At 74.5% G+C, this 24536-nt stretch carries 21 protein-coding genes; 12 read left to right on the forward strand and 9 right to left on the reverse strand.

Features of this window, described 5'->3' with window-relative positions; translation table 11 throughout:
* Positions 1-37: 37 nt before the first annotated feature.
* From AC2TEW_RS18635 to AC2TEW_RS18650, 4 genes are all read right to left on the reverse strand, one after another.
* Complete coding sequence (locus AC2TEW_RS18635; RefSeq protein WP_484624470.1) at positions 38-634, reverse strand: hypothetical protein; 597 nt, start codon at positions 632-634, stop codon at positions 38-40.
* Between the two features lie 48 nt (positions 635-682).
* The gene (locus AC2TEW_RS18640; RefSeq protein WP_484624471.1) at positions 683-1543 is read right to left on the reverse strand and encodes a carbohydrate ABC transporter permease; all 861 of its coding nucleotides are present in this window, start codon (positions 1541-1543) and stop codon (positions 683-685) included.
* On the reverse strand, positions 1540-2439 hold the full coding sequence (locus tag AC2TEW_RS18645; protein WP_484624472.1) for a carbohydrate ABC transporter permease: 900 nt from the start codon (positions 2437-2439) through the stop codon (positions 1540-1542). The genes AC2TEW_RS18640 and AC2TEW_RS18645 overlap by 4 nt, the downstream gene beginning before the upstream one ends.
* Positions 2440-2533: 94 nt before the next feature.
* On the reverse strand, positions 2534-3814 hold the full coding sequence (locus tag AC2TEW_RS18650) for an ABC transporter substrate-binding protein (protein ID WP_484624473.1): 1281 nt from the start codon (positions 3812-3814) through the stop codon (positions 2534-2536).
* A 342-nt stretch (positions 3815-4156) separates the two neighbouring features.
* On the opposite strand from AC2TEW_RS18650, the gene AC2TEW_RS18655 reads away from it, so the two are divergent.
* The 6 genes from AC2TEW_RS18655 (at position 4157) to AC2TEW_RS18680 (ending at position 14783) form a co-directional block, all read left to right on the forward strand.
* Positions 4157-5197 (forward strand): LacI family DNA-binding transcriptional regulator, encoded by a 1041-nt coding sequence (locus tag AC2TEW_RS18655; protein ID WP_484624474.1) that lies wholly within the window; start codon positions 4157-4159, stop codon positions 5195-5197.
* A gap of 114 nt (positions 5198-5311) precedes the next feature.
* Positions 5312-6565 (forward strand): glycoside hydrolase 5 family protein, encoded by a 1254-nt coding sequence (locus tag AC2TEW_RS18660; protein WP_484624475.1) that lies wholly within the window; start codon positions 5312-5314, stop codon positions 6563-6565.
* Between the two features lie 157 nt (positions 6566-6722).
* Positions 6723-9173, forward strand: a complete 2451-nt coding sequence (locus tag AC2TEW_RS18665; RefSeq protein WP_484624476.1) for an endo-beta-N-acetylglucosaminidase — start codon at positions 6723-6725, stop codon at positions 9171-9173.
* 66 nt (positions 9174-9239) lie between these two features.
* A complete protein-coding gene (locus tag AC2TEW_RS18670; protein WP_484624477.1) occupies positions 9240-13463 on the forward strand; it encodes a glycoside hydrolase family 38 N-terminal domain-containing protein in 4224 nt (1407 codons plus the stop codon).
* Positions 13460-14224 carry a DUF7158 domain-containing protein gene (locus tag AC2TEW_RS18675; protein WP_484624478.1) on the forward strand — a complete coding sequence of 255 codons (765 nt, stop codon included), beginning with the start codon at positions 13460-13462 and terminating at the stop codon, positions 14222-14224. Before AC2TEW_RS18670 ends, AC2TEW_RS18675 begins: the two co-directional genes overlap by 4 nt.
* Positions 14225-14426: 202 nt before the next feature.
* On the forward strand, positions 14427-14783 hold the full coding sequence (locus AC2TEW_RS18680; protein WP_484624603.1) for a DUF805 domain-containing protein: 357 nt from the start codon (positions 14427-14429) through the stop codon (positions 14781-14783).
* A gap of 139 nt (positions 14784-14922) precedes the next feature.
* Here the strand turns inward: AC2TEW_RS18680 and AC2TEW_RS18685 are convergent, their stop codons facing one another.
* Both AC2TEW_RS18685 and AC2TEW_RS18690 read right to left on the reverse strand, forming a co-directional pair.
* Entirely contained in the window at positions 14923-16125 is a 1203-nt protein-coding gene (locus AC2TEW_RS18685) for an FAD-dependent monooxygenase (protein ID WP_484624479.1), read from the reverse strand.
* A gap of 71 nt (positions 16126-16196) precedes the next feature.
* The gene (locus AC2TEW_RS18690) at positions 16197-16928 is read right to left on the reverse strand and encodes a hemerythrin domain-containing protein (protein WP_484624480.1); all 732 of its coding nucleotides are present in this window, start codon (positions 16926-16928) and stop codon (positions 16197-16199) included.
* An 86-nt stretch (positions 16929-17014) separates the two neighbouring features.
* Here AC2TEW_RS18690 and AC2TEW_RS18695 point away from each other — a divergent pair, with 86 nt between their 5' ends.
* The 3 genes from AC2TEW_RS18695 to AC2TEW_RS18705 all read left to right on the forward strand — a co-directional run bounded on the left by AC2TEW_RS18695 (position 17015) and on the right by AC2TEW_RS18705 (position 18929).
* Positions 17015-17473, forward strand: coding sequence for a MarR family winged helix-turn-helix transcriptional regulator (locus AC2TEW_RS18695; protein ID WP_484624481.1), 459 nt, complete (start codon positions 17015-17017; stop codon positions 17471-17473).
* Positions 17474-17555: 82 nt separating this feature from the next.
* The gene (locus tag AC2TEW_RS18700; protein WP_484624482.1) at positions 17556-18575 is read left to right on the forward strand and encodes a TetR/AcrR family transcriptional regulator C-terminal domain-containing protein; all 1020 of its coding nucleotides are present in this window, start codon (positions 17556-17558) and stop codon (positions 18573-18575) included.
* A gap of 132 nt (positions 18576-18707) precedes the next feature.
* The gene (locus AC2TEW_RS18705; RefSeq protein WP_484624483.1) at positions 18708-18929 is read left to right on the forward strand and encodes a hypothetical protein; all 222 of its coding nucleotides are present in this window, start codon (positions 18708-18710) and stop codon (positions 18927-18929) included.
* 29 nt (positions 18930-18958) lie between these two features.
* Here AC2TEW_RS18705 and AC2TEW_RS18710 read toward each other — a convergent pair whose 3' ends face one another.
* Entirely contained in the window at positions 18959-20185 is a 1227-nt protein-coding gene (locus AC2TEW_RS18710; protein ID WP_484624484.1) for a glycosyltransferase, read from the reverse strand.
* A gap of 167 nt (positions 20186-20352) precedes the next feature.
* Positions 20353-21414: an ATP-dependent DNA ligase gene (locus tag AC2TEW_RS18715; protein WP_484624485.1), complete on the reverse strand. Its 1062-nt coding sequence runs from the start codon at positions 21412-21414 to the stop codon at positions 20353-20355.
* 239 nt (positions 21415-21653) lie between these two features.
* Here AC2TEW_RS18715 and ligD point away from each other — a divergent pair, with 239 nt between their 5' ends.
* Positions 21654-22652, forward strand: a complete 999-nt coding sequence (gene ligD / locus AC2TEW_RS18720; RefSeq protein ID WP_484624486.1) for a non-homologous end-joining DNA ligase — start codon at positions 21654-21656, stop codon at positions 22650-22652.
* A 41-nt stretch (positions 22653-22693) separates the two neighbouring features.
* Here ligD and AC2TEW_RS18725 read toward each other — a convergent pair whose 3' ends face one another.
* The gene (locus AC2TEW_RS18725; protein WP_484624487.1) at positions 22694-22852 is read right to left on the reverse strand and encodes a hypothetical protein; all 159 of its coding nucleotides are present in this window, start codon (positions 22850-22852) and stop codon (positions 22694-22696) included.
* Positions 22853-23011: 159 nt separating this feature from the next.
* Here AC2TEW_RS18725 and AC2TEW_RS18730 point away from each other — a divergent pair, with 159 nt between their 5' ends.
* Positions 23012-23869, forward strand: coding sequence for an aminoglycoside phosphotransferase family protein (locus AC2TEW_RS18730; RefSeq protein WP_484624488.1), 858 nt, complete (start codon positions 23012-23014; stop codon positions 23867-23869).
* 200 nt (positions 23870-24069) lie between these two features.
* Positions 24070-24474: a cytidine deaminase family protein gene (locus tag AC2TEW_RS18735; protein ID WP_484624489.1), complete on the forward strand. Its 405-nt coding sequence runs from the start codon at positions 24070-24072 to the stop codon at positions 24472-24474.
* The last annotated feature ends 62 nt before the right edge of the window (positions 24475-24536 follow it).

Here is a 24536-nt window from a genome sequence, read left to right on the forward strand (position 1 = left end):
CGGCGCCGGGCCCCGGCGCCGACGACGTCACGGTCGGCTAGCGGCGCGCCGTCACCGGCTCGCCCGGGCGGCCGGTGACCGGGTCGACGGTGAAGACCGCGGTCTCCTTCTCCGAGGTCACGGTGATCCGGTCCGGCCCGGACCATTCGGCGTGCTTGAAGGAGCCGCGGCCGTCCTGCTCGTCCCACACGCCGAGGTCCCAGTGGCGGGCGGACCAGCCGGTGCCGGTCAGCAGCTCCACGTGGTAGGCCGGGTCGACCGCGAAGGCGGTGTCGGTCACGGTCAGCACGCGGTCCGGACGGTTCGGGTCGGCCTTCCGGTCGACCGGCCGCCCGTCGCCGCCGGCCACGTACGACAGGAGCGCGGTCGGGACGCCGACGACCATCAGGGCGACCAGGACGGCGGCGCCACCGATCTGGGACCACCTGGAGCGGAACTCCAGCTCGACCACGGCCGAGACCACGGTCAGCACGACCGCGGCCCCGATCAGCGGTACGGGGTGGTCGGCCCAGCGCGCGACCTCCACCAGCCCGCCCGAGTGGGAGGCCTGGCGGCCCAGCAGCTGGACCGCGAGCGCGGCCAGCGCCAGCCCCCTCAGCGACCATGCGATCTGCCTGCGACGTCGTGCTGTCATCCGCTCCCCCGGTGGTCGTTCCGCGGGCCATGCTACGAGGCGCCCGCGTCAGCCCTTCACCGCGCCCTCCTCCACGCCCCGGAAGAAGAAGCGCTGGAGCAGGGCGAAGACCACCACGATCGGCAGGAAGGCGATCATCGTGCCGGCCGCGATCAGCCGGGGGTTGGCGCTGAACGTGCCGTTCAGGTACTGGAGTCCGACGGTGAGGGTGTAGTGGTCGGGGTCGGTGAGGACGATCAGCGGCCACAGGAAGTCGTCCCAGGCGCCGATGAACGCGAAGATGACCACCACGCTGAGCATCCCGCGTACGTTCGGCAGGCCGACGTGGACGAGCCGCTGCCAGGCGTTGGCGCCGTCCACCAGGGCCGCCGCGTCCAGTTCGGCCGGGACGGCCAGGAAGGCGGTGCGCATCAGCAGGACGTTGAGCATCCCGATGGCGCCCGGCAGCGCGACGCCGAGCAGGGTGTCGGCCAGACCGAGGCTGCGGACGGTGACGTACTGGGAGACGATGGTGACCTCCCCGGGCAGGACCAGGGTCGCCAGGAAGAGCCCGAGCACCGCCCGCGCGCCGCGGAACCGCAGCCGGGCCAGCGCGAACCCGGCCAGCGTCGCGCCGACCGCGTTGCCGGCCACCGTGACGGCCGCCACCACCAGCGAGTTGACGGCGTAGGTCCAGACCGGGACGGTGTCGGCGACCGTGGCGTAGTTGGCGAGCGTGGGGTGGTGCGGGAGGAAGCCGGGGCTGCGGGTCCAGACGTCCTCGTCGGGGCCCTTGAGGGAGGTCGACAGCTCCCACAGGAACGGTCCGACGGTGAGCAGCAGGACCAGCGCGAGCAGCAGGTAGCGGACCGCCTTCTCGGCCGGCGAGGTGGAGTTGAATCCCCTGGCGGTGCGGGCCGGGCCGGTCATCGGGGGTCCTTCCGGTCGAGGCGCAGCAGCAGGAGCATCGGGCCGAGGGTCACGGCGAACAGCAGCAGGCTGAGCGCGGAGGCGTACCCGAGGTGCCCGGTGAAGCCGCGGCTGTACATCTGGATCAGCATCACCACCGACATGTCGCGGCCACCCGGGCCGCCGGTGCCGTCGGAGAGCACGTACAGCTCGGAGAAGACCCGCAGCGCGGAGACCGAGATCAGGACCGAGACCAGCAGCATGGTGTTGCGGACGCCGGGCAGGGTGACGTGCCAGAACCGGCGGACGGCCGAGGCGCCGTCGACGGCGGCGGCCTCGTGGAGTTCGCGGCCGATGTTCCCGAGCGCGGAGAGGTAGATGACCATGTAGTAGCCGAGGCCCTTCCAGACCGTCAGGCCGATGGCGCTGAGCAGGAGCAGCCAGCGGTCGGTGAGGAAGGGCACCGGCCGGTCGACCGCGCCGAGTTCCTGGGCGAGGCCGTTGAGCAGGCCGCGGTCGTCCAGCACCCAGCCCCAGATCAGGGCGACCACCACGGCGGAGGCGATCACCGGGGTGTAGAAGGCGGTGCGGAAGGCGGTGATCCCGGGGAGCTTGCGTTCGACCAGCACCGCGAGCAGCAGCGGGAGCAGGGTCAGCAGCGGCAGGCAGACCAGGAGGTAGACCAGGCTGTTGACCAGGGCGTCGGCCAACTGTTCGTCGCCGATGGCCCGGTGGAAGTTGGCCAGGCCGACGAAGCGGCCGCCGCCGAGCGGCCGGGCGTTGGTGAAGGAGAGGATGACGGTGTTGATCGAGGGCCACAGGTTGAACACCGCCAGCCACAGCAGGGCCGGGCCGGCCAGCAGCCACGGGGTGAGCCGGCGGCCGTGGGTCGGCCGGCGGGTCGGCCGTCGGTTCATCGGGGTTGCCTTCCCGGTGGGGCGGGGCCGCCGTGCGCGGACGGCGGCCGCCGCGGGGGCCGCCGGTGCGGGCGCACGGCGGCGCCCGGGGCGGTTACTGCGCGAGGAGTTGGTCGCAGCGGGCGACCGCGGTGTCCAGGGCCTGCTGCGAGGTGGCGCCGCCGCTGATGGCGAGGGCGATCTGCTGGTTGACGATGTCGCTCATCGCGCCGTCCACCTGGACGGGTTGGAGTACGGCGGCCTTGGCGAGCGAACCGAAGGCGATCACCTTGGCGTCGCTCGCGTTGGTGCCGTCGCTCCTGGCGAAGAACGGGTCCTGGGCGGAGGCCTTGGTGGAGGGGAAGATGCTGGTCAGGTGGGCGAAGGCGGCCTGGTTCTCGGCGTTGGTGACCCAGCGGGCCAGCGCCACGGCGGTGGGTTTGTTCTTGCTGCCCTTGGCGACGGACAGGCCCTGGACGTACAGCGGCGGGGTGCCGATGGCCGGGGACGGGACGACCTGGGGCGCCAGCGAGGGGTTGTCGGTGGCCAGGCCGCCGATGAAGTTGGCGCCGCCGGTGGTCCAGGCGGCGGTTCCGGCGGTGAAGAGCTTGGCGTTGCCCGCGTACTTGTCGGTGAGGACGTCCTGCGGCAGCAGGCCGCGTGCGAAGGCGTCCCGGTACCGGTCCAGCAGGGCGGCGGCCTGCGGGGTGTTGAAGGTGAAGCTCTTGCCGTCCTCGGCCATGATCTTCACCCCGGCGTCGGCCAGGTCTCCGAGGCCGGGTTTGCGGCTCATCAGGTAGACCCGGCCGCCGGACCTGTCCTTGACCGTCTGCGCCTGGGCGATCAGCTCGTCGAGGGAGGCGGGCGGTTTCTTCGGGTCGAGGCCGTACCGGGTGAGCAGTTCGGCGTTCCAGTAGTTGACGTCGGTGTTGAGGTACCAGGGGTAGCCGTACGCGCCGGGGTGCCCGGCGTAGCGGTAGGCGTCGACGCCGCCGGCCACGTAGTCCTCGGTGATCTTCGGGTCGGCCTGGCCGACGTCCAGCAGCAGGTTCTGTCCGACCAGCGGGAGGGCGAAGTCGGGCGGCAGGTTGACCACGTCCGGCAGGGTGCCGGCGGCGGCCTGGCTGAGCACCTTGTCGGCGTAGCCGTCGCCGGGCTGGTCGAGCCAGTCGACCTGGGTGCCGGGGTACTTCTTCTCGAAGGCGTCGATGACGCTCTGCACGTAGTCGGTGAACTTCGGTTTGAGGGCCCAGGTCTGGAGTGTGACCTTGCCCTTGACTTCTCCGGTGACGGCTCCGCCGGCGTCCTCGGACGCCTTGTCGCCGCCGAGGCCGCAGCCCGCCAGCGTGACGGCCGCGGCCAGTGCCACGGTCAGCCGTGTCCAGTGCCTTCGCATGTGTCTCTCCCGGTCTGCTGCGACAGCACGCGTCTGCGCCGTCTGGTTGCGGAGGGGCTTCAACGGAGCGAGGAGGTACGGGGGTCGGGTGGAGCGGCCGGGACGGCCGCCGGGGATCCCGGGATCCGGGCCGGCCCGAAAAGTTCACTAAACCGGTCTAGCGACTCGGGACTATCCTCCGGGCTACACTCCGGTGTCAAGACGTCGGCACCGGCGCCTTCCGGACACCGCGCGGGCGTTCCCGGCCACGCCGCGCCGTCCCGGCCGCCGCGCCCGGCGCCCCGCCGGACCGGCCTCCCGCAGTGACCAGCGCCCGGGTGCACGGGCGGAGGAGCCGCGTCCGTGTCCAGACCGACCATCGCCGACATCGCCCAGCGGGCGGGCGTGTCCAAGGGCGCCGTCTCGTTCGCGCTGAATGGCCGGCCGGGCGTCAGCGAGTCCACCCGGCAGCGGATCCTGCGGGTCGCGCAGGAGATGAACTGGCGTCCGCACAGCGCCGCCCGGGCGCTCGGCGGGGCCCGGGCCGGGGCGGTCGGGCTGGTGCTGGCCAGGCCGGCCAGGACCATCGGGGTGGAGCCGTTCTTCGCCCAGCTGCTGTCCGGCCTGCAGGCGGGGCTCTCGGCGCACGCCGTCGCGCTCCAGCTGATGGTGGTCGAGGACACCGCCGCCGAGACGGAGGTCTACCGGCGCTGGGCCTCCGAGCACCGGGTGGACGGCTTCATCCTGGTCGACCTGCAGCTGCGCGACCCGCGGATCGGGGTGCTGGAGGAGCTCGGCCTGCCGACGGTGGTGCTGGGCGGCCCCGGGCACCACGGCCGGCTGCCCAGCGTCTGGGCCGACGACCGGGAGGCGATGCTGTCGATCGTCGACTACCTGGCCGCGCTCGGCCACCGCCGGATCGCCCACCTGGCGGGGCTGCCCGCCTTCCAGCACACCCAGCGCCGGATCCGGGCGCTGCGGGACGCCTCGCGCCGGCTCGGGCTGGAGGAGGCGGTATCGGTGCCGACCGACTTCAGCGACGCGGAGGGCGCGGCCGCCACCCGCACCCTGCTGGCCCGGGCCGTGCGCCCGACCGCGATCGTCTACGACAGCGACGTGATGGCGGTCGCGGGGCTCGGGGTGGCCGCCGAGATGGGCGTCTCGGTGCCGGGCGAGCTGTCCGTCGTCTCGTTCGACGACTCGGTGCTGGCCCGGATCGTCCACCCGTCGCTGACCGCGCTCTCCCGGGACACCTTCGCGCTCGGCGAGCAGGTCGCCGGGGCGCTGCTGGCCGCCGTCGCGGATCCGTCCGCGGCCCGCGACCTCCGGACCGCCACCCCGCGTCTGACCGTCCGTGAGAGCACCGCGCCACCCGGTCTTGGCAGGCACACTAAATCGGTTTAGGCTCCGAGCGAAGCGCACGGCACCGAGGCCGGCCCGGCCGGCCCGTACCCGCCGTCGCGCCCCCGTACGCACCGCCGGGGCCGCTGGGTCCCGACCGGCCGCAGGAGGACGCGCGTGACGACGCAGCACCCAGGGCCAGCCGCACTCCGGTTCGGCGCCAACTACGTACCCTCCTCGGGCTGGCTCTACAGCTGGCTGGACTTCTCCGCGGACACCGCCAGACGCGACTTCGAGGATCTCGCCGGTCTCGGCCTCGACCACGTACGGGTCTTCCCGATCTGGCCCTGGATCCAGCCGAACCGCTCGTTGATCCGCCGCCAGGGCATCGACGACCTGCTCGAACTCATCGACGTGGCAGCCGAGTTCGAGCTCGACGTGGCGGTCGACCTGCTGCAGGGCCACCTGTCCAGCTTCGACTTCCTGCCGTCCTGGGTGCTCACCTGGCACCAGCGCAGCATCTTCACCGACGAGCTGGTCAGGGCCGGCCTGTCCGCGTACGTCGACCAGGTCTGCCGGGCCGTCGCCACCCGAGGCAACGTCTTCGCCGTCACCCTCGGCAACGAGGTGAACAACCTCTGGCCGGCCAACCCGACCGGCGCCGGGGCCTCCTCCGAGTGGGCCGCCGACCTGCTCGCCGCGGCCCGCACGGCCGCCCCGCACCTGCTCAGCCTCTACTCGCTGTACGACGCGGCCTGGTACGAGCCGGACCACCCCTTCCACCCGGCCGACGCCGTCCGGCTGGGCGACCTGACCACCGTGCACTCCTGGGTGTTCAACGGCGTCTCCGCCGTGGACGGCCCGGCCGAGCGCCCGCTCGGCCCGGCGACCACCTCGCACGCCGACTACCTGGTCGAACTCGCCGCGGCCGGCTCGGCGGACCCGCTGCGCCCGGTCTGGCTGCAGGAGGTCGGCGCGCCCCAGCCGGACATCCCGGCCGGCGACGCCGCCGCGTTCGCCCGGCTGATGATCGACCAGGTGGCGCCCAACCCGGCGCTCTGGGGCATCACCTGGTGGTGCTCGCACGACATCGACCGCCGGCTGGCCGACTTCCCGGACCGCGAGTACGACCTCGGGCTGTTCACCGTCGACCACCGCCGCAAGCCGCTCGCCGAGCAGCTGGCCCGCTCGGTGGCCGAACTGCGCACCGGCCGGACGCTCGCGCACGGGCGTCCGGCCGTGGTGCTGGAGGCCGACCCGACCACGCAGCCGGAGCGCCGGGCCGAGGTCGCCCCCGGCAGCGCCTTCCACACCGAGTGGGTCCGGCTGCGCCAGGCCGGGCCGACCGCGATCGTCCCCGCGCACCGGGCCGCCGACCCGGCGTACCTGGCCGCCCGCGGCATCGCCACCGTGCTGGCCGCCGCACCCTGAGCCGCACCACCCGCACGCACGACCACCCGCGCCACGCGCACCACCCGCACCGCCTGCACACGGCACCACCCGCACGCAGCACCACCCGCACGCAGCACCATCCGCACGATCTGCACGACCGGCCGACACCCCACGGAACGCTGGACTGGAGACCCGGATGCGACGACCACTCACCCTGCTGTTAGGTGCCGCCCTGGCGGCAGCCACCGCCCTCGCCACCGCCCTCGGCGCCGTCCCCGCGACGGCGGCCGGGGCACCCGGGGCCGCGGTGCCCGCGGCCACCGCCGGCAGCCAGCCGTACGCCTCGTACTGGTACCCGAACACCATCCTGAACTGGGACCCGGCCACCGACCCCGACGCCCGGTTCAACCGCTCCCGGGTGCCGCTGCAGCCCCGCACCTCGGACCCCGCGCTGAAGGCCAACGCGGGCGCCCACGGCGGCGAGGGGAGGATCGCCTCGCTGGTCTCCTTCGGCCCGACCTCGAACAACCCCTCGCAGGGCTCCCAGAACCCCGACTACTACGCCTTCGGCTACTGGCAGTACGTCGACAAGCTGGTGTTCTGGGGCGGCTCCGCCGGTGAGGGGCTGATTCTGGCGCCCAACCCGACCGTGATCGACGCGGCGCACCGCAACGGCGTCAAGGTGTACGGGACCGTGTTCTTCCCGCCCGCGGCGTACGGCGGACAGCTCCAGTGGGTGCGCGACTTCGTGCAGAAGTCCGGCACCCGCTACCCGGTCGCCGACAAGCTGGTGCAGGCCGCGCAGTACTACGGCTTCGACGGCTGGTTCGTCAACCAGGAGACCGGCGGCGGTGACGCCGCGCTCGCCACCGAGCTGCGCAACGAGATGAAGTACGCCAGGGCACAGGGCCCGACCGACTTCATGTGGTACGACGCGATGACCGAGTCCGGTGCGGTCGACTGGCAGAACCAGCTGGACTCCGCCAACGACGCGTTCCTCCAGGACTCCTCGGGCCGGGTGTCCGACTCGATGTTCCTCAACTTCGGCTGGGGCTCCGGCACGCTGGACTCGTCGCGGACGCTGGCCCGTTCGCTCGGGCGCAGCGAGTACGACCTGTACGCGGGCATCGACACCGAGGCCAACGGCTACAACACCGGCGTGGACTGGAACTCCCTCTTCCCGGCGGGCCGGCCGCACAGCGCCTCGCTCGGCCTGTACCGGCCGGAGTGGACCTGGAAGTCCGCCACCGACCGGGCCGACTTCTACGCCAAGGACTCCCGCTACTGGGTGGGCGCCAACGCCGACCCCTCCGACACCGCCACCTCCGGCTCGTGGAAGGGCCTGGCCTCGTACGTGGCCGAGTCCTCGCCGATCACCGCCAAGCCGTTCGTCACCTCCTTCGACACCGGGCAGGGCGACTTCTACAACTCGGCCGGTGTCCGGGTCGCCACCGGCGGCTGGAACAACCTCTCGCTGCAGGACGTGCCGCCGACCTACCGCTGGCTGGTCACCTCGACCGGGACGAAGCTCACCCCGTCGATCGACTTCACCGACGCGTACGAGGGCGGCTCCTCGCTGCGGCTGAGCGGGAAGCTGGACGGCACCAACACCGTCCGGCTGTACCAGACCAGGCTGCCGGTGGCCGCCGACACCAAGCTCTCCGTCGTCCTGAGGACGCCGTCCGCCGGGCCGAGCGGGCTCAAGGCCGCGGTGTCCTTCACCGACGCGCCGACCGTCTTCACCACCCTCGACCTCGGTTCCACCAGCTCCGCCGGGTGGGAGCGCAGGACACTCGACCTGTCGGCCTTCGCGGGCCGCACCATCGCGCAGATCGGCCTGCAGGCGGCCGGCTCGGCGCCCTCGTACGATCTGCGGGTGGGCCAGCTCGCGGTGTACGACGGCCCGGTGGACGCGACGGCGGCGCCGGGCGCGCCGACCGTGCTGGGCAGCACCGATGTGACGGCGGCCCGCAAGTCGCTGCGGCTGGCCTGGACGGCCCCGGCCTCCGGCGCCGTGCACCACTACGAGGTGTACCGGCGCAACGCCGACGGCAGCCGGACCTTCCTCGGTGCCACGCCCAACGACTCGTACTACGTGCCGCAGTTGGACCGGGCGGGCAGCGAGACCTCCACCACCGTGGAGGTCGAGGCGGTGTCGGCGGAGTTCGGCCGCTCCCCCGCCGCCGCGACCACCGTCGACTGGGGCACCACCCCGCCCGCGGAGAGCAATCTCGCGCTGGGGCGCCCGGCGACCGCCTCCGGGCAGTGCAACAGCGCGGAGGGCCCGGCCAAGGCCGTCAACGGCAGTGTGGGCGGCGGGAATTCCGACAAGTGGTGCACCCTCACCGCTGCCAAGTGGCTGGAGGTCGACCTCGGTTCGGCGCGCCGGCTGTCGCGGTTCACGGTGAAGCACGCTGCGGCCGGCGGTGAGAGCGCCGGCTGGAACACCCGTGACTACACCGTCCAGGTCCGCTCCTCCACGGCGGACCCGTGGACCACCGCCGCCACCGTCACCGGGAACACCGCGGCCACCACCACCAGCCCGGTCGCGGTCACCGCCCGGTACGTCCGGCTGGTGATCACCAAGCCCACCCAGACCGGCGACCCGGCCGCCCGGATCTACGAGTTCGAGGCCTGGGGCTCGTAGCACCGCGGCACCGTCCCGCCGTGCTGCCGTACCGCACCGACCGCCCGACCGAGAGGAAGCCAGCCCGTGCCGGTCACCATCACCGCTGTCGAGAGCACCGACCTGTTCACGGGGCCCGAGGAGGCGCCGCGCCAGCTGCTGCGGGTGACCCTCGACGGCCCGCCCACCCGGATCACCGTCAGCGGGCCGGGGGTGGAGGGCGCGGCGACCGGCACGGGGGTGGTCGAGGTGCCGCTGACCGTGGCCGACCCGGTGCCCGGCACCGGGCGCCCGATCACCGTCACCGCCGGGCCGGCCCGGGTCGAGGCGCTGCTCGAGACCGCCGAGCCCGGCTGGACGATGTACCTGGTCTCGCACTTCCACTACGACCCGGTCTGGTGGAACACCCAGGCGGCGTACACCTCCCCGTGGGAGCTGCTGTCCGGGGACGCCACCACCCGGCCGCTGTGGGAGCGCAACGGCTTCGCACTGGTCGACACCCACCTCGACCTGGCGCTGCGCGACCCGGTGTACAAGTTCGTGCTGGCCGAGATCGACTACCTGAAGCCGTACTTCGACCAGCACCCGGAGCGCCGGGCCGATCTGCGGCGGCTGCTGGCGAGCGGTCAGGTCGAGCTGGTCGGCGGCACCTACAACGAGCCGAACACCAACCTGACCGGCGCCGAGAGCACCATCCGCAACCTGGTGTACGGCATCGGCTACCAGCGCGACATCCTCGGCGGCGACCCGCAGACCGCCTGGCAGCTGGACGTGTTCGGCCACGACCCGCAGTTCCCCGGCTACCTCGCCGACGCGGGCCTGTCCGGCAGCGCCTGGGCACGCGGCCCGTTCCACCAGTGGGGGCCGATCCAGAAGAACTTCCGGGAGGCCAAGGACGACGCGACGGTGATGCAGTTCCCGAGCGAGTTCGAGTGGCTGTCGCCCTCGGGCCGCGGGGTGCTGACCCACTTCATGGCGCACCACTACTCGGCGGGCTGGTGGATGGACTCCTCGCCCGACCTGGCCACCGCCGAGCAGGCCGTGTACGAGCTCTACCGGAAGATCAAACCGGTCGGTGCGACGAAGAACCTGCTGCTGCCGGTCGGCACCGACTACACGCCGCCGAACAAGTGGGTCACCGCCGTCCACCGTTCCTGGGCCGCGAAGTACCTGTGGCCGCGGTTCGTCTGCGGCACCCCGCGCGAGTTCCTCACCGCCGTGCGGGCCGAACTCGCCGCCACCGGGCGGCGGCCCAGCCCGCAGACCCGCGACATGAACCCGGTCTACACCGGCAAGGACGTCTCCTACATCGACACCAAGCAGGCCCAGCGGGCCGCCGAGGTCGCCGCGGTGGACGCCGAGAAGCTCGCCACCCTGGCCGCCGTCCAGGGCCTCGGGCGCTACCCGGACGCGGCGCTCGACAAGGTCTGGCGGCAGCTCGCGTACGGGGCGCACCACGACGCGATCACCGGCTCCGAGTCGGACCAGGTGTACATCGACCTGCTGGGCGGCTGGCGGGAGGCGCACGACCTGGCCGCCGAGGTCCGCGACACCGCGCTGGACGCGCTGGTGGCGCGGATCGACACCACCGGCGAGGGCGGTGCGATCGTGGTCACCAACACGCTGTCCTTCGACCGGACCGCGCTCGCCGCCGTCCGTCTGCCGGCCGGCACCGACGGCGGCCGGGTGCTGGACGACTCCGGCGCCGAGGTGCCGAGCGCCGTCGACCGCGGCACACTGTGGTTCCTCGCCACGGACGTCCCCGCGCTCGGCTGGCGCAGCTGGCGGCTGGCCGGCGGCCCGGCGGCGCCGCTGTGGTCGCCCGCCGAGGGGGTGACGGCCGGGGGAGTCACGGCCCTGGGGGTGACGGCCGAGAACGCCCGCTACCGGGTGGCCGCCGACCCGGACCGCGGCGGTGCGCTGGTCTCCGTGCTGGACAAGGCGTCCGGCCGCGAGCTGATCCGCGCGGGCCAGGTCGGCAACGAGCTGCGGGTGTACGAGGAGTACCCGCAGCACCCGGACTTCGGCGAGGGCCCCTGGCACCTGGTCCCCAAGGGCCCGGTGACCGGCGCCGGCGAGGCGCCCGCCACCGTCCGCCGTGAACACGGCCCGCTCGGCGAGCGTCTGGTGGTGGCGGGGACGGTCGACGGCATCGGGTACCGGCAGACGGTCACGCTCTGGCACGGCGTCGACCGGGTCGACTGCCGGACCACGGTGGTCGACTACGCCGGCGCCGACCGGCTGCTGCGGCTGCGCTTCCCGGTCGACCTGCCCGGCGCCCTGCCGGTCAGCGAGGTCGCGGACGCGGTGGTCGGCCGAGGCTTCGCGCTGCCCGACGTGGACGCCGCCGAGGCGCCCTGGACGCTGGACAATCCGGCCAACACCTGGTTCGGCCTCGGCTCCACCGCCCGGGTCACGCTGACCGGCCCGGCCGGTGAGCCGCTCGGCGACCGGGCGCTCGGCGTCGCCGAGGTGGTGGCCGCCGACCTGGCCTCGGCCGCCGACGCCCGCGACCTGGTGGTGGCACTTGCCCGGGTCGGCGTGACCGCCACCACCGGCAGCGCCGAACGGGCCCGCTACGGCTGGCTCGACGTCGACTCCAACCTGCCGGACTTCCGGATCGTGCTGGGCGGCCCGGACACCAACGACGCGGCCCGGCAGGTACTGGAGCGGGCCGGCGCCGAGTACGCCGCGGCGCTGGCCGCGCACGGCCGGGTGTGGGTGCCGGCCGAGAAGGCGCTGCACGAGGTCTGGCAGCCGGGCGCCGACCTGCGCGATCTGCGCGCACTGCCCGCGCTGGTGGTCACCGACCCGGCGGCGCTCGCCGAGGACCTCGCCGACGCCGTGGTGCACGCCGTCTGCCCCGGCGCGCTGCCCGCCTCCGAGCGGCTCACCGACCACACCGTCGCCCTGCTGACATACGGCCTGCCCGGCTTCGCGGTCGACCCGACCGGCGCCCTGCACCTGTCCCTGATGCGCTCCTGCACCGGCTGGCCGTCGGGCGTGTGGATCGACCCGCCGCAGCGCACCCTGCCGGACGGCGCCTCCTTCCAACTCCAGCACTGGACACACGAGTTCTCCTACTCGCTGGTGTCCGGGGACGGTGACTGGCGGGCCCTGACGCTGCCCGCCCAGGGCCAGGAGTTCAACCACCCGCTGCTCCCCCGGCTGGCACCGGCCCAGGCCGGACCGCTGCCGGCGGCGCACAGCTGGCTGCGGATCGACCCGGCCCGCGAGGTCCTGCTCGGCACCCTCAAGCCGACCGGCAACCCGATCGCGCACGGCTCGGCGGCGGTCGGCGACCCGGCCGCCGCCGGGGTGACCCTGCGGCTGGTCGAGTCCACCGGCCTCGGCCGCACCGCCCGCCTCGGCGGCTCGCTCCGCCTCACCCGCCCGCACCGGGCGGACCTGCTGGAACGCGCCACCACCGCGCTCGGCCGGCAGATCACGCTGGCCGGCAGCGAGGTGCTCACCGTCACCGCACGGCCGGTCGGGGCGCGCAGCGACGGCCCGCCGCTCGGCCCGACGGCCGAGGCCGCCCAGCCGGTGCACGCCCGGTACTGGCTGCACAACCGCGGCCCCGCGCCGATGGGCTACCTGCCGGTCTCGGTGGGCCTGTCCCCCGGCCTGCTGCGCACCACGGGCGAACCGGTCGAGTTGTCCGCCGTGCTGGCCTCGCACCTGGTGGACGCCGAGGTCGAGGGCACCGCCGAGGTGATCGCCCCGGACGGCTGGCGGGTGAGTACGGGCCGTCGGCCGTACCGGCTGCCGGCCGCCGGGCAGCTGCGGTTCCCGGTGGAACTGACCCCGCCGCCCGGGGCCGAGCCCGGCCTGTACTTCGCCGCCGTCCGGATCGAGTACGCCGGGCAGCAGGTCGAGGACGTCGCCACCATCGCCCTGGGCGAGCTGCCGGCGCTGCTCCCGGTGCCCGGCGAGGTCCCGGAGGACTGGGCCGCCGCGCAGGGCACCAAGGCCGCCGCCGGGCGGGACACCGGGCTCACGGTGACGGTGGCGGAGCAGTCGCTGCGGGTACGGCCGGGCGGCCGGGCGCAGCTCGCCCTGGTGCTGGCCAACCGGACCCGCGGTGAGATCCGCGGCGAGCTGCAGGTGGTCTCGCCCTGGGGGGTGTGGGACACGGTGGGTGAGCCGGTGCGCGGGTTCGCGGTGGCGGCGGGCGCCGGGCGGACCGTCACCTTCGAGCTGGCGGCTCCGCCGGACGCCGAGCCGGGTGCGTACTGGGCGCTCGCCAAGGTGATGTGGTTCGGGCGCTGCCAGTACGCGCCGACCGTCGAGCTGGTGGTGGCCCCGTGAGCCGGCAGCACCACGCGCACCACCACTCCGAGCCGTACGAGCACGCGCACGCGCACGCCCACCCGCACCCGGGGGTGCTCGGTCTGCTGGACGGGCGCCCGCTGGACCGGTCGGAGCTGGACCGGCGGCTCGCCGCGCTACGGGACGGGCCGCGGTCCGCCGCGCTGCCGGTGCCGGGCAGTGCGGAGGACCGGCAGCTGACCCGTTGGGTCGCGCAGGTGCTGCTCACCGAGGCGCTGTGTGCGGCGGAGGCGGCCGAGCGCGGACTGGACTGCACCGAACGGGCCCCGGTCAGGCTGGACCAGCGGGCGGCGGTCGAGCTGGGGTCCATCACGGCGGCGGCGTTCGAGGGCAGTGCGGCGGTCCGTGCGGTCTACCGGGCCGTCACCGCCGACACCGTCGCCGACCCGGTCCGCCGGGCGGCGGCGGACCCCGGGCCGCCGGTCGAGCTCTGGCGGCTGGCCACGCCGGACGGCGAGTTCGAGGCCGCGCCGGAGTCGCTGCCGGCCGAGCTGGCCGCCGCGTTGAGCCGGGCGCCCGAGGGCCGGCCGGTCACGGCGGGCGGCTGGACCGCCACCCTGACGGCCCGCCGGACCGCCCGGCAGCACCCGGCGGACCGGTCCGGCCCACTGCTGGAGTCCGCCCGCCGGACGGCGTTCACGCGGTGGCTCGACCAGGCCAGGGCGGTCCGGCTGACCCTCGTCCCCGGCCTCGAGCACCCCGGCGACCCGGCCCAGCCGGACAACCACCACCGGCACTGAGCGGTCGTGATCGGGGGGGCTGACCCGGCGTCGGAATTCGTGCGTCCACCGGGGGAATTTCACGCGTGTGCGCAGCAGTGGGGCGGGTGTTTCCGGCCCGTCGTCACAGTTGCGCATCGGCCGGGCACCACTACCTTGACCGCGAGTTGACCGGGCCATAGGTTCGCTCCGCTCAGCAGCCATGAGAAATAGGAGCACCCCGGTGGACTGGTACCTGGCAGTACTGAAGAACTACGTCGGATTCAGCGGGCGGGCGCGCCGCCAGGAATTCTGGATGTTCGCCCTCGTCAACATCGCCGTCTCGATCGTGCTGGCGGTCATCGACAACGTCGCGGGCACCGCCGTCCTCGGCGCGATCTACGCGCTCGCCGTGCTCCTCCCCTCGATCGCGGTCGGCATCCGCCGCCTGCACGACACCGGCCGCTCCGGCTGGTGGGTGCTGATCTCCCTGATCCCGTTCATCGGCTCGATCGTCCTGATCGTCTTCTTCGCGACCGAGGGCCAGCCGACCGACAACGAGTACGGCCCGAACCCGAAGCTCGCCCCGGTGCAGGGCTGACCGTTCACCGGGAATTCCCGGGTGCCGCCTCCGGGCCGCACCCGGGAATTCCTTTTGCCCGGTGCGGATGAACTTCACCTGACCCCCCGCCGAACCGGCGTCACCATGGGCACCGGAAGTGGCCTTGAATGACTGTGCGTCAGTTCAGTCCCGGGTAATCGGGAAGTGCGATGTCCCCGGCCTTCGCGAATTGGGCGGCCATCAGGTTGCGCATCGGCCAGCGGTTCATCGACCGCATGGAGGCCGCCCGGAGCCGGATCGCGAGGGCGGAGGACGGCGCGAAGCCGCCGGCGCCGCCGGGCGGCAGTTCCTGGGCCTTCCGGACGTACGGCCGCATGACGGCGTCGTAGCGGCGCAGCGCCCCCTGCGGGTCGGTGCCGGCCCCGGCCAGTTCCCCGGCCAGCACGTACGCACCGACCAGGGCCAGGCTGGTGCCGAGGCCGGTGAGCGGGGTGGCGCAGTACCCGGCGTCGCCGAGCAGCACCACCCGGCCCCGGTGCCAGCTGTCGAGGTGGACCTGTCCCATCGGGTCGAAGGCGAAGTCCTCGGCGGTGCGCATGGCGGCCAGCAGTTCGGGGACCAGCCAGCCGACGCCGGCGAACCGGTCGGCCACCAGCGCCTTCTGGGCGTCGAGGTCGCGGCGGTCGTAGTCGAGCGGCGGCGAGCGGAAGCCCAGGGCGGCCTTGATCTCGCCGGGGTGGCGGCCGGGCCGGGCCGAGGCGACCAGCCCGCCGGGTGCGTTGAACATCCGGAACCAGCCGCCCAGGTCGGTGCCGCTCTGCGCGGTGAACCACGCGTTGTGGACCCCGATCGGGCGGACGGCGCCCGCCTGCGGCCCGAAGGCGAGCGCCCGGACCACCGAGTGCAGGCCGTCCGCGCCGACCACCAGGCCGAAGCGCCGCCGGCCGCCCCGCTCGAAGCCGACGCTCACGCCGTCCTCGTCCTGGTCGAGGGAGGTGATGGTGTCGTCGAAGAGGTACTCGACGTGCGGGCGGGTCGCCTCGTACAGCAGGTGGCCGAGGTCGCCGCGGAGGATCTCGATCTCGGAGATGATCCCCTCGCCGCCGAAGCTGTCCACGCCCACCTGGGCGGTGATTCGGTCGGCCGCGTCGACCAGGACGAATCCGTGCTGCCGGACGGCGAGTTCACGGGCCTGCGGCATCAGCCCCATCCGCTCGATGACGGTGCGGCCCGCGCCGCGCAGGTCGACGGTCTGGCCGCCCGGCCTGGGTGCGGGGGCGCGTTCGACGACCGTGACGGCGAAGCCCGCCCGGTGCAGCCAGTACGCGAGGGCCGGGCCGGCGATGCCGCCGCCGGAGATCAGGATGTCGGTGTGTCCCATGCCTCCGAATGTACGGCGTACGCGTACGCGCCGCAAGCCGAATTTCGCTGATTTACAGGGACGATGGTGCACTAGTGCTCTAGTGCACCGACCCCCTGGTGCACTGGCGCACCCCGGTCGGCGGCCGCCCGCACGGCGTGGCTCTCGGGGATGCCGAGGTCCTCCAGCAGCCGGGCGTACTGCTCGCGGGTGAGCTCGGCGCCGGCCGCGGCCGGCATGCTGCCACCGCCGGGCCCTTCGGCGGGCAGGCCGCGCACGATGTCGGCGCGGACCGCCGGCGGCAGCGCCGGGAGCATCTGCCGCAGGTCCGCCACCCCCGCCTCCGGGGTCCGGGAGGCGTGGAAGTCCGCCAGCACCCCGGCGAGTTCCGACTCCTCGCAGCGGTCGCGCAGCGCGGGCATGGCGACCGTCTCCTCCGCGTGCAGGTGGGCGAGGTAGGCGCTGATCAGCTCGTTCAGCGCCAGGTAGAGCGCGTGCTGCGCCTCCGGCAGGGCCGGGTCGTCCGCCTGCGGCAGGCTGCGGGCCCGCTGGTCGAGTGCGGCGAGCGAGGCGTCCAGCCGAAGGTGCTCGGCCTCGAGGGCGTCGGCGGCCTCCGGGGCGCGCTCGCGCAGCAGGGGGTGGATGAACGCGTCCTCGTGGTCGGCGTGCTCGCGCAGTTCGCGGGTCATCGCCAGGCAGTCGTCCGCCAGGGCGGCGACCCGGCCCGGGCGGGCGGCGTCGGCGCGGCCGAGCTCGACGGCGAGGCCGAAGAGCCGGCGCCGCTGGCCGAGGTGGACGTTGCGGTAGAGGTCGGTCGTGGGCATGGGAGGTCTCCTCGCACTGGATTTCCCGAGGTAGGATGACAACAGACTCACACATCGACAATATGTTGTCAAAGGAGGCGGCGCCGATGGCGGCCGACATGATGGCCCTGCTGGTCGCGGACGTGTTCGAGGCGGCCGGTGCGCTGCGCCGGCTCGGCGAGCGGACCGCCCGGGCGGAGGGGCTCACCCAGGCCCGCTGGCAGGTGCTCAGCGTGGCCTCGGCGACCCCGGTCACCGTGGCCCAGGCCGCCCGCAGGCTCGGCGTCAGCCGGCAGAACATCCAGCGCGTCGCCAACGACCTGGCCGCCTCGGGCCACGCCGTCTTCGCGGCCAACCCCGACCACAAGGGCTCCCCGCTGCTCACCCTGACCCCGCTCGGGCGGCAGGCGCTCGCCCTGGTCACCGCCCGCGCGGCCGCCGCGCACCGGGAACTCCTCACCGGCCTGGAGGAGGACGACCTCGCCCGCACCCGCGCCTTCCTGCGCGGCCTGCTGGCCGAACTCGACCGCCAGGAGGACCCGGACAGCGCCGCCCCCGTACGCTGACCGCGGCGCGGCTGTCGCCGCGGGACGGGCGGTGCCCGCGGGCGCCCGTCCAGGAGCACCGGTGCGGAGCGGAGGATTCGTGGTGAGCAAGTCGGTCGACGGCGGGTCGGCGAACGGCCCGGCGGGCCCGCCCGCAGCAGGCGGCTCCGGGCCGGGGGCCGCCGCCCGGATCGCCGCCGAACTGCGGCGGCGGATCGCGGACGGCGAACTCGCACCGGGCGACCGGGTCCCGTCGACCCGCGAGATCACCCGGCAGTGGGGGGTCGCGATGGCCACCGCCACCAAGGCGCTGACCGAACTGCGGCACCAGGGCCTGGTCCACGCGCTCCCGGGCGTCGGAACCGTGGTGGCGGCCCGCCCCGCGCCGGTACGGCCCGCACCGCCCGCCGCCGCACCGCCCGCCCCCGGACCGCCCGCACGGCGCAGGGCCGTCCCCGAGCAGACGCTCGCCCTCGCCCCGATCGTCACCGCCGCCATCGCCGTCGCCGACGCCGAGGGGCTGGCGGCGGTGTCGATGCGCCGGGTCGCCGCCGAACTGGGCGTGGCCACCATGTCGCTGTACCGGCACGTGGCCGACAAGGACGCCCTGGTCCTGCAGATGCTGGACACGGCCCTGTCCGGCTGGACCTTCCCGGCCGGGCCGCAGGCCGTCTGGCGGGACCGGCTGGAGGCTGCGGCCCGCGCCCTGTGGTCGACCTTCCGCCGCCACCCGTGGCTGGCCCCGGCGATGTCGCTGACCAGGCCTCAGCCGCTGCCCGGCGCCATGCCGTTCAGCGAGTGGGTGCTGGCGACGCTGGCCGGGCAGGGCCTCGACCTGCAGACCGCCTTCACCGCCCACCTGGTGCTGATCAACTACATCCGGGGCACGGCGGTCAACCTGGAGACCGAGGCCGAGGCGCAGGCCGCCACCGGCCTGGACAGCGAGGAGTGGATGGACGCCCACGAGCCGGAACTGCGGGCGGTCTTCACCTCCGGCGGCTTCCCGACCCTGGACCGGCTCGCCACCGAGGGGTACGACTTCGACCTGGACCTGCTGTTCGAGTTCGGCCTGCAGCGCATCCTGGACGGCATCGCCGTCCTGGTCGCCACCGCCCGCCCCTGAGCACGCCGACGGCGGCGCCGCGGACACCGGACAGCGCCCGGCAGCCGCAAGCCGGCAGCCGGAAAACCCGTTGCACCCACCGCACGGTCTTGCCAAGGTACGGGCGTCCCTGCACCACGCCGAGAGGAACCCATGCCGTCACCGTCCGGATTCAGCTACGAAGAGCGCCCCGACGGGACCGTCGTGGTGTGGCACCACGGCAAGGTCGCCGCGAAGCTGCGCGGACCGCGCGCCGCCGAGTTCACCGCCGAGGCCGAATCCGGTGACGCCCAGCTGGTGATGGCCCGGTGGACCGGCCACTACAAGCACGGCAACGAACGCACCGCCAAGCAGCACCCCCGCAACCGCCGCTGAACGCGGCTGAACGCAGCGGCCCGGCCGGCTCAGACCGCCGTCGCCGCGGTGAGGCGCCGGGCGGCGGCGGCCGCGCCGTCGGTGCGGACCGTCGCGGCGACCGCCCGGGCGCGGGCCGCCACCCCGGGCCGCAGCGCCCGGCCGAGCGCGGTGGCCAGCGAGTCGACCGTCGGCGCGCCCGCCGGGTGCGGGATCCCGATGCCGAGCTCCCCGACCCGCCCGGCCCAGTAGTACTGGTCGTACATCTGCGGCAGGACGACCTGCGGCACACCGGCCCGGGCGGCCGCCGTGGTGGTACCCGCTCCCCCGTGGTGGACGACCGCGGCGACCCGCGGGAACAGCAGCTGCTGGTTGATCTCACCGATCGACAGGAAGTCGGCGCCCTCGTCGGCCGGCGCGAGCCCGGCCCAGCCGCGGGAGACGATCGCCCGGCGGCCCAGCGCGCGGGCGGCGCCGAGCATCGTCGCGGCGAGGTCCTGCGGCGCGCGCATGCTGCCGAAGCCGAAGTACAGCGGCGGTTCGCCGCCCTCCAGGAAGGCCGTCACCTCCGCGGGCAGCGGACGCCCGTCGGTGAGCAGCCAGGCACCCGTCTGCACCACCTCCGGCCGCCCGGGGCTCCCGGGCCAGGGCCCGAGGACCGGGTCGGCGGCCAGCCAGGGCCGGTCGGTGAACACGTGGCTCCGGACGTCGGCGACCGGCGCCAGCCCGGCGGCCGCCCGGTGCTCGGCGAGTGCGGCGCCGAAGGTGTCGTCGAGGTGCGCCGCGTTCTCGGCCCAGAGCCGCCGATGGTCGGCGGCCGGCGGTGCCGGGCGCTGGCCCAGTGCGGTCAGCGGCGGCGGCGCGTGGTGCGGGGAGGGCAGCGTGGTCGGGCAGTACCCCGCGTACACGTAGCCGATCCCCAGCTGCTCGGCCACCGACCGGGCCGCGATCTGCAGCGCCCCGCCCGCCACGATGACCTCGCAGCCGTCGGCCGCCGCGGGAAGGGTGGCGAACTGGGCGTCGACGGTGGACCGGGCCAGCCCGCGCAGCTGCTCCGGCGTCGGCCGGGCCGCCGCGGGCCGGGGTCCGGAGGCGGCGGCGGTGCGCAGCTCGGGCCCGATCGCGACGAACGGGATCCCGAGGCCCTCGATCCACTCGCCGAAATCGGGCGGCGCGCACACCCGCACCTGGTGCCCGGTCCTGTGCAGCTCCGACGCCAGCGCGGCCATCGGCTGGACGTCACCTCGGGACCCGATGGTGGACAGCAGGAAACGCATCGGAAGGATCCTCCTCGGCGGAGTGGTGGTGGGGTCGGAGGATGGATTCTGGCCCACCGCGGGGGCCTTGCGGCAAGGCCCCCACCCGGCTATACGTTGAAAGTGGGACGATCCCCGGCGCCGTTCCTCGCGCCCCCGGCCCCCCAACCCACACACGGCCTGAGCGGCTACGGCCCGAGCAGCGAGCCGAGGTCGTACGAGACCGGTTCCACCAGCTGCTCGTAGGTGCAGCTCGCCGGGTCCCGGTCGGGGCGCCAGCGGCGGAACTGGGTGGTGTGGCGGAAGCGGCTGCCCTCCATGTGGTCATAGGCCACCTCGCAGACGCGCTCGGGACGCAGCGGCACCCAGGAGAGGTCCTTCTTCCCGGTCCAGCGGCTCTGGCCGCCGGGCAGCCGGGAGGACGCCTGGGCGCTCTCCTCGGTCCACTCGGCCCAGGGGTGGCCGGTGAACGAGTCCATCCGCAACTCCTGCAGCTCCTCGACGAGTTCGCGACGCCGGGCCATCGGGAACGAGGCGCTGACCCCGACGTGTTGGAGCCGGCCGGTGTCGTCGTACAGGCCGAGCAGCAGCGAACCGACCACCGGGCCGCTCTTGTGCTCGCGGTAGCCGGCCAGCACGCAGTCCGCGGTGCGCTGGTGCTTGACCTTGAACATGGTCCGCTCGCCGGGCCGGTACGGCGCGTCCAGCGGTTTGGCCACCACGCCGTCCAGCCCGGCGCCCTCGTACTGGGTGAACCAGGTGCGGGCGAGCCCGAGGTCGGTGGTGGCGGGCGCGAGGTGCACCGGGGCGGCGACGCCGGCCAGGGCCTCCGCGAGGGCGGCCCGGCGTTCGGCGAGCGGCTGCTGGTCGAAGGCGCGGTCGCCGAGGGCGAGCAGGTCGAAGGCGAGGAAGGAGGCCGGGGTGCGCTCGGCGAGGGTGCGGACCCGGGAGGCGGCGGGGTGGATGCGCTCCAGCAGTTCCTCGAAACGCAGCCGGCCGTCCCGGGCGATCACGATCTCGCCGTCCAGGACGCAGCGCTCCGGCAGCTCCCGCAGGCAGGCCGCGACCACCTCGGGGAAGTAGCGGGTGAGCGGCTTGCCGGTACGGCTGCCGATCTCCACCTCGTCGCCGTCACGGAAGACGATCGCCCGGAAGCCGTCCCACTTGGCCTCGTACTGCATGCCGGGCGGGATCTCGGCCACGGACTTGGCGAGCATCGGCGCGACGGGCGGCATCACGGGTAGCTGCATGCTCCGATGGTGGCGGCCCCGCCCCCCTTCCGCGCGCCGGTACGTCCCCTTCGGCGCGCCCGGCCTACACCGTGTCCGACAATTCCCGCCGGGCGCGCGGCGTCCGGGCACGCGTCTCGCCGCGTTGTCGTCGGTCGCCGATGCTCCGCATGGGCTCTCTCCTCCGCCTTGCGATGCACGCACCCGGACGCCGCGCGCTGATCCGACGCGAATTGTCGGACACGGTCTAGCGTGGACCCATGGCAGGAGCTGTGGAGCTGGAGGTGGACGGCCGGTCGGTGCGGCTCTCCAACCCGGACAAGGTGTACTTCCCCGAGCGCGGCTACACCAAGCTGGACATCGCGCGCTACTACCTGGCGGTGGCGCCCGGGGTGCTGCGCGGGCTGCGCGACCGGCCGACCACGCTGCAGCGTTTCCCGGACGGGGTGACCGGCGAGTTCTTCTACCAGAAGCGCGCGCCCAAGGGCCTGCCGGAGTGGCTGCCGACGGCCCGGATCGCCTTCCCGAGCGGCCGCACCGCGGACGAGATCTGCCCCAACGAGCCCGCCGCCGTGCTCTGGGCGGCCAACCTCGGTTGTCTGACCTTCCACCCCTGGCCGGTGCGCCGCACGGACACCGAGCACCCGGACGAGCTGCGGATCGACCTCGACCCGCAGCCCGGCACCGACTTCCACGACGCGGTGGCAGCCGCCCTCGAACTGCGCGGCCTGCTGGAGGAGTACGGGCTGCGGGGCTGGCCGAAGACCTCCGGCGGGCGCGGCCTGCACGTGTACGTGCCGCTGGAGCCCCGCTGGACCTTCACCGACTGCCGGCACGCGGTGATCGCGCTCGGCCGCGAGCTGGAGCGGCGGATGCCCGGCCGGGTGACCACCGCCTGGTGGAAGGAGGAGCGCGGCGAGCGGATCTTCGTGGACTACAACCAGATGGCCCGGGACCGGACCATCGCCTCGCCGTACTCGCTGCGCCCCCGGCCGGAGGCCACCGCGTCGACCCCGCTGCGCTGGGAGGAGGTGCCTGACGTCACCCCGACCGACTTCGACCTGCGCACGGTGCCCGAGCGGTTCGCCGAACTGGGGGACGTGCACGCGGACATGGAGCAGCACGCGTTCTCGCTGGACCCGGTGCTGGAGCTGTACCACCGGCAGGACCTCGGCGACCTGCCGTACCCGCCGGACCACCCGAAGATGCCGGGCGAGCCCGCCCGGGTGCAGCCGAGCCGGGCCAGGAAGACCGGCTGATCCCCTGGCCCGGCCCGCCGGCCGCGCTGCCCGGTCCTCCGTCAGCCCAGGCGGTGGCGCGGTGCGGCGCCGGTGGGCCGGGCCGCACCGGGCGCCCGGCGGCCGCGGTGGCGGGGGCGGCTGCCGGGGGCGGGCGCCAGGGCGGTTACGGCGGCGGCCAGGGCGAGCGGAGCCAGCAGCAGGACCATGACGAGATTCATCGGTACTCCTCCTCTGTTCGCGTGTCCGTGCCCCCTCGCCTGCCCCCGCCCGCCGCCGGTATCCACCCGCCGCCGATATCCACCCGGGCCCCGCTCGGCCGGGCCGGGGGGTGGGCCCTGCCAGAATCGGGGGCGGACGGATCGATCGGAGGGGAAGCGGTGGAAGCGGCCGGACGGCACCCGGTGGTGGACGGCCCGGACCCCGGGGACGCCCGGCGGCTGGTCCGGCGGTTCGGGCCGGCGGCCCTGGCCTGGTACCGGGAGGTGCCGGACCTGATGGCCGGGCTGGCTGAGCGCTGGGACCTGGAGGTGCTGGCCGCGGGCGGCGGCGGCACGGCGCTGCTGTACCGCTGCGCGCGGGGCCCGGACGGCGCCCCGGTGTGGCTGAAGCTGACGCCGGATCCGCTGATCGCCCGCCAGGAGGCGCTGGCCCTGACAGCCTGGGCCGCGGTGCCGTCGGTGGTCGGGCTGCTGGCGTACGAGCCGGCGGCCGGGGCGCTGCTGCTGGCCGGGGTCGAGCCGGGGTCGACCCTGCGCGGGCGCCCGTGGCGGACCGCCGAGGTGGGGCCGCTGCTCGCCGCCCTGCGGGCACCGGTCGGGCTGCCGCCGGGACTGCCGCGGCTGGCCGAGCGGACGGAGCTGGTGTTCGACCTGGCGCTGCGCCGGGACGTGGCGGTGCCGGAGCGCTGCCGCGGCGCCGCCCGGGAGCTGGCCGACGGCGGCCCGGTGGCGCTGGTCCACGGCGACCTGCACCCCGCCAATGTGCTGGATGGCCCGGACGGCCCGGTCGCGATCGATCCCCGCCCGTGTCTGGGTGATCCCGACTTCGACCTGGTCGACTGGGCGGTGGCGGGGGTCGGCGGCCCGGCGGAGCTGACGGCCCGGATCGAGGAGCTGGCCGCGCTGGTGCCCGGGGCCGACGGCGAACGGGTGCTCGCCTGGTGCCGTGCGCTGTCGCCGCTGTTGCTGGCTCCGGGCCGGGACGACCCGCTGGCCCGGTACCTGCGCCCGGTCTGACCGGGTTCCCGGCGTCAGCACCGGAGGCGGGTGTCGCGTGGGTGCGCCGCGCGGCCCGGCGGCGCGCCGGGGGCGATCCGCCGGGCCGGGCTGGTCGGGCGCCCTATCGTGGACGGGTCGACCCCGCGCGGCGCCGGTGCCCGAGCCGCCCGCACGCGACGGCCCGCCCCCGTTCCCGTGTCCGACCAGGGAGTCCGCCCGTGAGCACAGCCGCCGACGCCGCCGACCTGGAGCTGGTCGAGGCCGCGGAGGCGGTGGTCTCCCGTTACGCCTCCGGCGACCGGCACACGGTGGCCGCCGCCGCCCGGGCCGCCGACGGACGGATCGTCACGGGGATGAACGTGTACCACTTCACCGGCGGTCCGTGTGCCGAGCTGACCGTGATCGGCGCGGCCGCGGGGCAGGGTGCCGACGACCTGGTCACGATGGTCGCGGTCGCCGACGGTGAACGCGGGGTGATCCCGCCGTGCGGCCGCTGCCGGCAGGTGCTGGCCGACTGCTTCCCCGACATCCGGGTGATCGTGGGCGCGCCGGGCGGGCCCCGCTCGGTCGGGATCGCCGAGCTGCTGCCGGCGCCGTACGACTGGGCGGCCGCGCGCGAGTAGCGGGGGTACCGCCGGGCGCCGCCGGGTGCCGCGGACGGGCGGCGGCACCGGCGGCGCCGGGG

Source organism: Kitasatospora sp. NEAU-CNBT7 (assembly GCF_057220535.1).

What these genes read in the sequence shown, in the direction of transcription:
- AC2TEW_RS18635 (WP_484624470.1), bottom strand. Translation starts at nt 634, where the DNA reads ATGACAGCACGACGTCGCAGGCAGATCGCATGGTCGCTGAGGGGGCTG.
- AC2TEW_RS18640 (WP_484624471.1), bottom strand. Translation starts at nt 1,543, where the DNA reads ATGACCGGCCCGGCCCGCACCGCCAGGGGATTCAACTCCACCTCGCCG.
- AC2TEW_RS18645 (WP_484624472.1), bottom strand. Translation starts at nt 2,439, where the DNA reads ATGAACCGACGGCCGACCCGCCGGCCGACCCACGGCCGCCGGCTCACC.
- AC2TEW_RS18650 (WP_484624473.1), bottom strand. Translation starts at nt 3,814, where the DNA reads ATGCGAAGGCACTGGACACGGCTGACCGTGGCACTGGCCGCGGCCGTC.
- AC2TEW_RS18665 (WP_484624476.1), top strand. Translation starts at nt 6,723, where the DNA reads ATGCGACGACCACTCACCCTGCTGTTAGGTGCCGCCCTGGCGGCAGCC.
- AC2TEW_RS18685 (WP_484624479.1), bottom strand. Translation starts at nt 16,125, where the DNA reads ATGGGACACACCGACATCCTGATCTCCGGCGGCGGCATCGCCGGCCCG.
- AC2TEW_RS18690 (WP_484624480.1), bottom strand. Translation starts at nt 16,928, where the DNA reads ATGCCCACGACCGACCTCTACCGCAACGTCCACCTCGGCCAGCGGCGC.
- AC2TEW_RS18695 (WP_484624481.1), top strand. Translation starts at nt 17,015, where the DNA reads ATGGCGGCCGACATGATGGCCCTGCTGGTCGCGGACGTGTTCGAGGCG.
- AC2TEW_RS18705 (WP_484624483.1), top strand. Translation starts at nt 18,708, where the DNA reads ATGCCGTCACCGTCCGGATTCAGCTACGAAGAGCGCCCCGACGGGACC.
- AC2TEW_RS18710 (WP_484624484.1), bottom strand. Translation starts at nt 20,185, where the DNA reads ATGCGTTTCCTGCTGTCCACCATCGGGTCCCGAGGTGACGTCCAGCCG.
- AC2TEW_RS18715 (WP_484624485.1), bottom strand. Translation starts at nt 21,414, where the DNA reads ATGCAGCTACCCGTGATGCCGCCCGTCGCGCCGATGCTCGCCAAGTCC.
- ligD (WP_484624486.1), top strand. Translation starts at nt 21,654, where the DNA reads ATGGCAGGAGCTGTGGAGCTGGAGGTGGACGGCCGGTCGGTGCGGCTC.
- AC2TEW_RS18725 (WP_484624487.1), bottom strand. Translation starts at nt 22,852, where the DNA reads ATGAATCTCGTCATGGTCCTGCTGCTGGCTCCGCTCGCCCTGGCCGCC.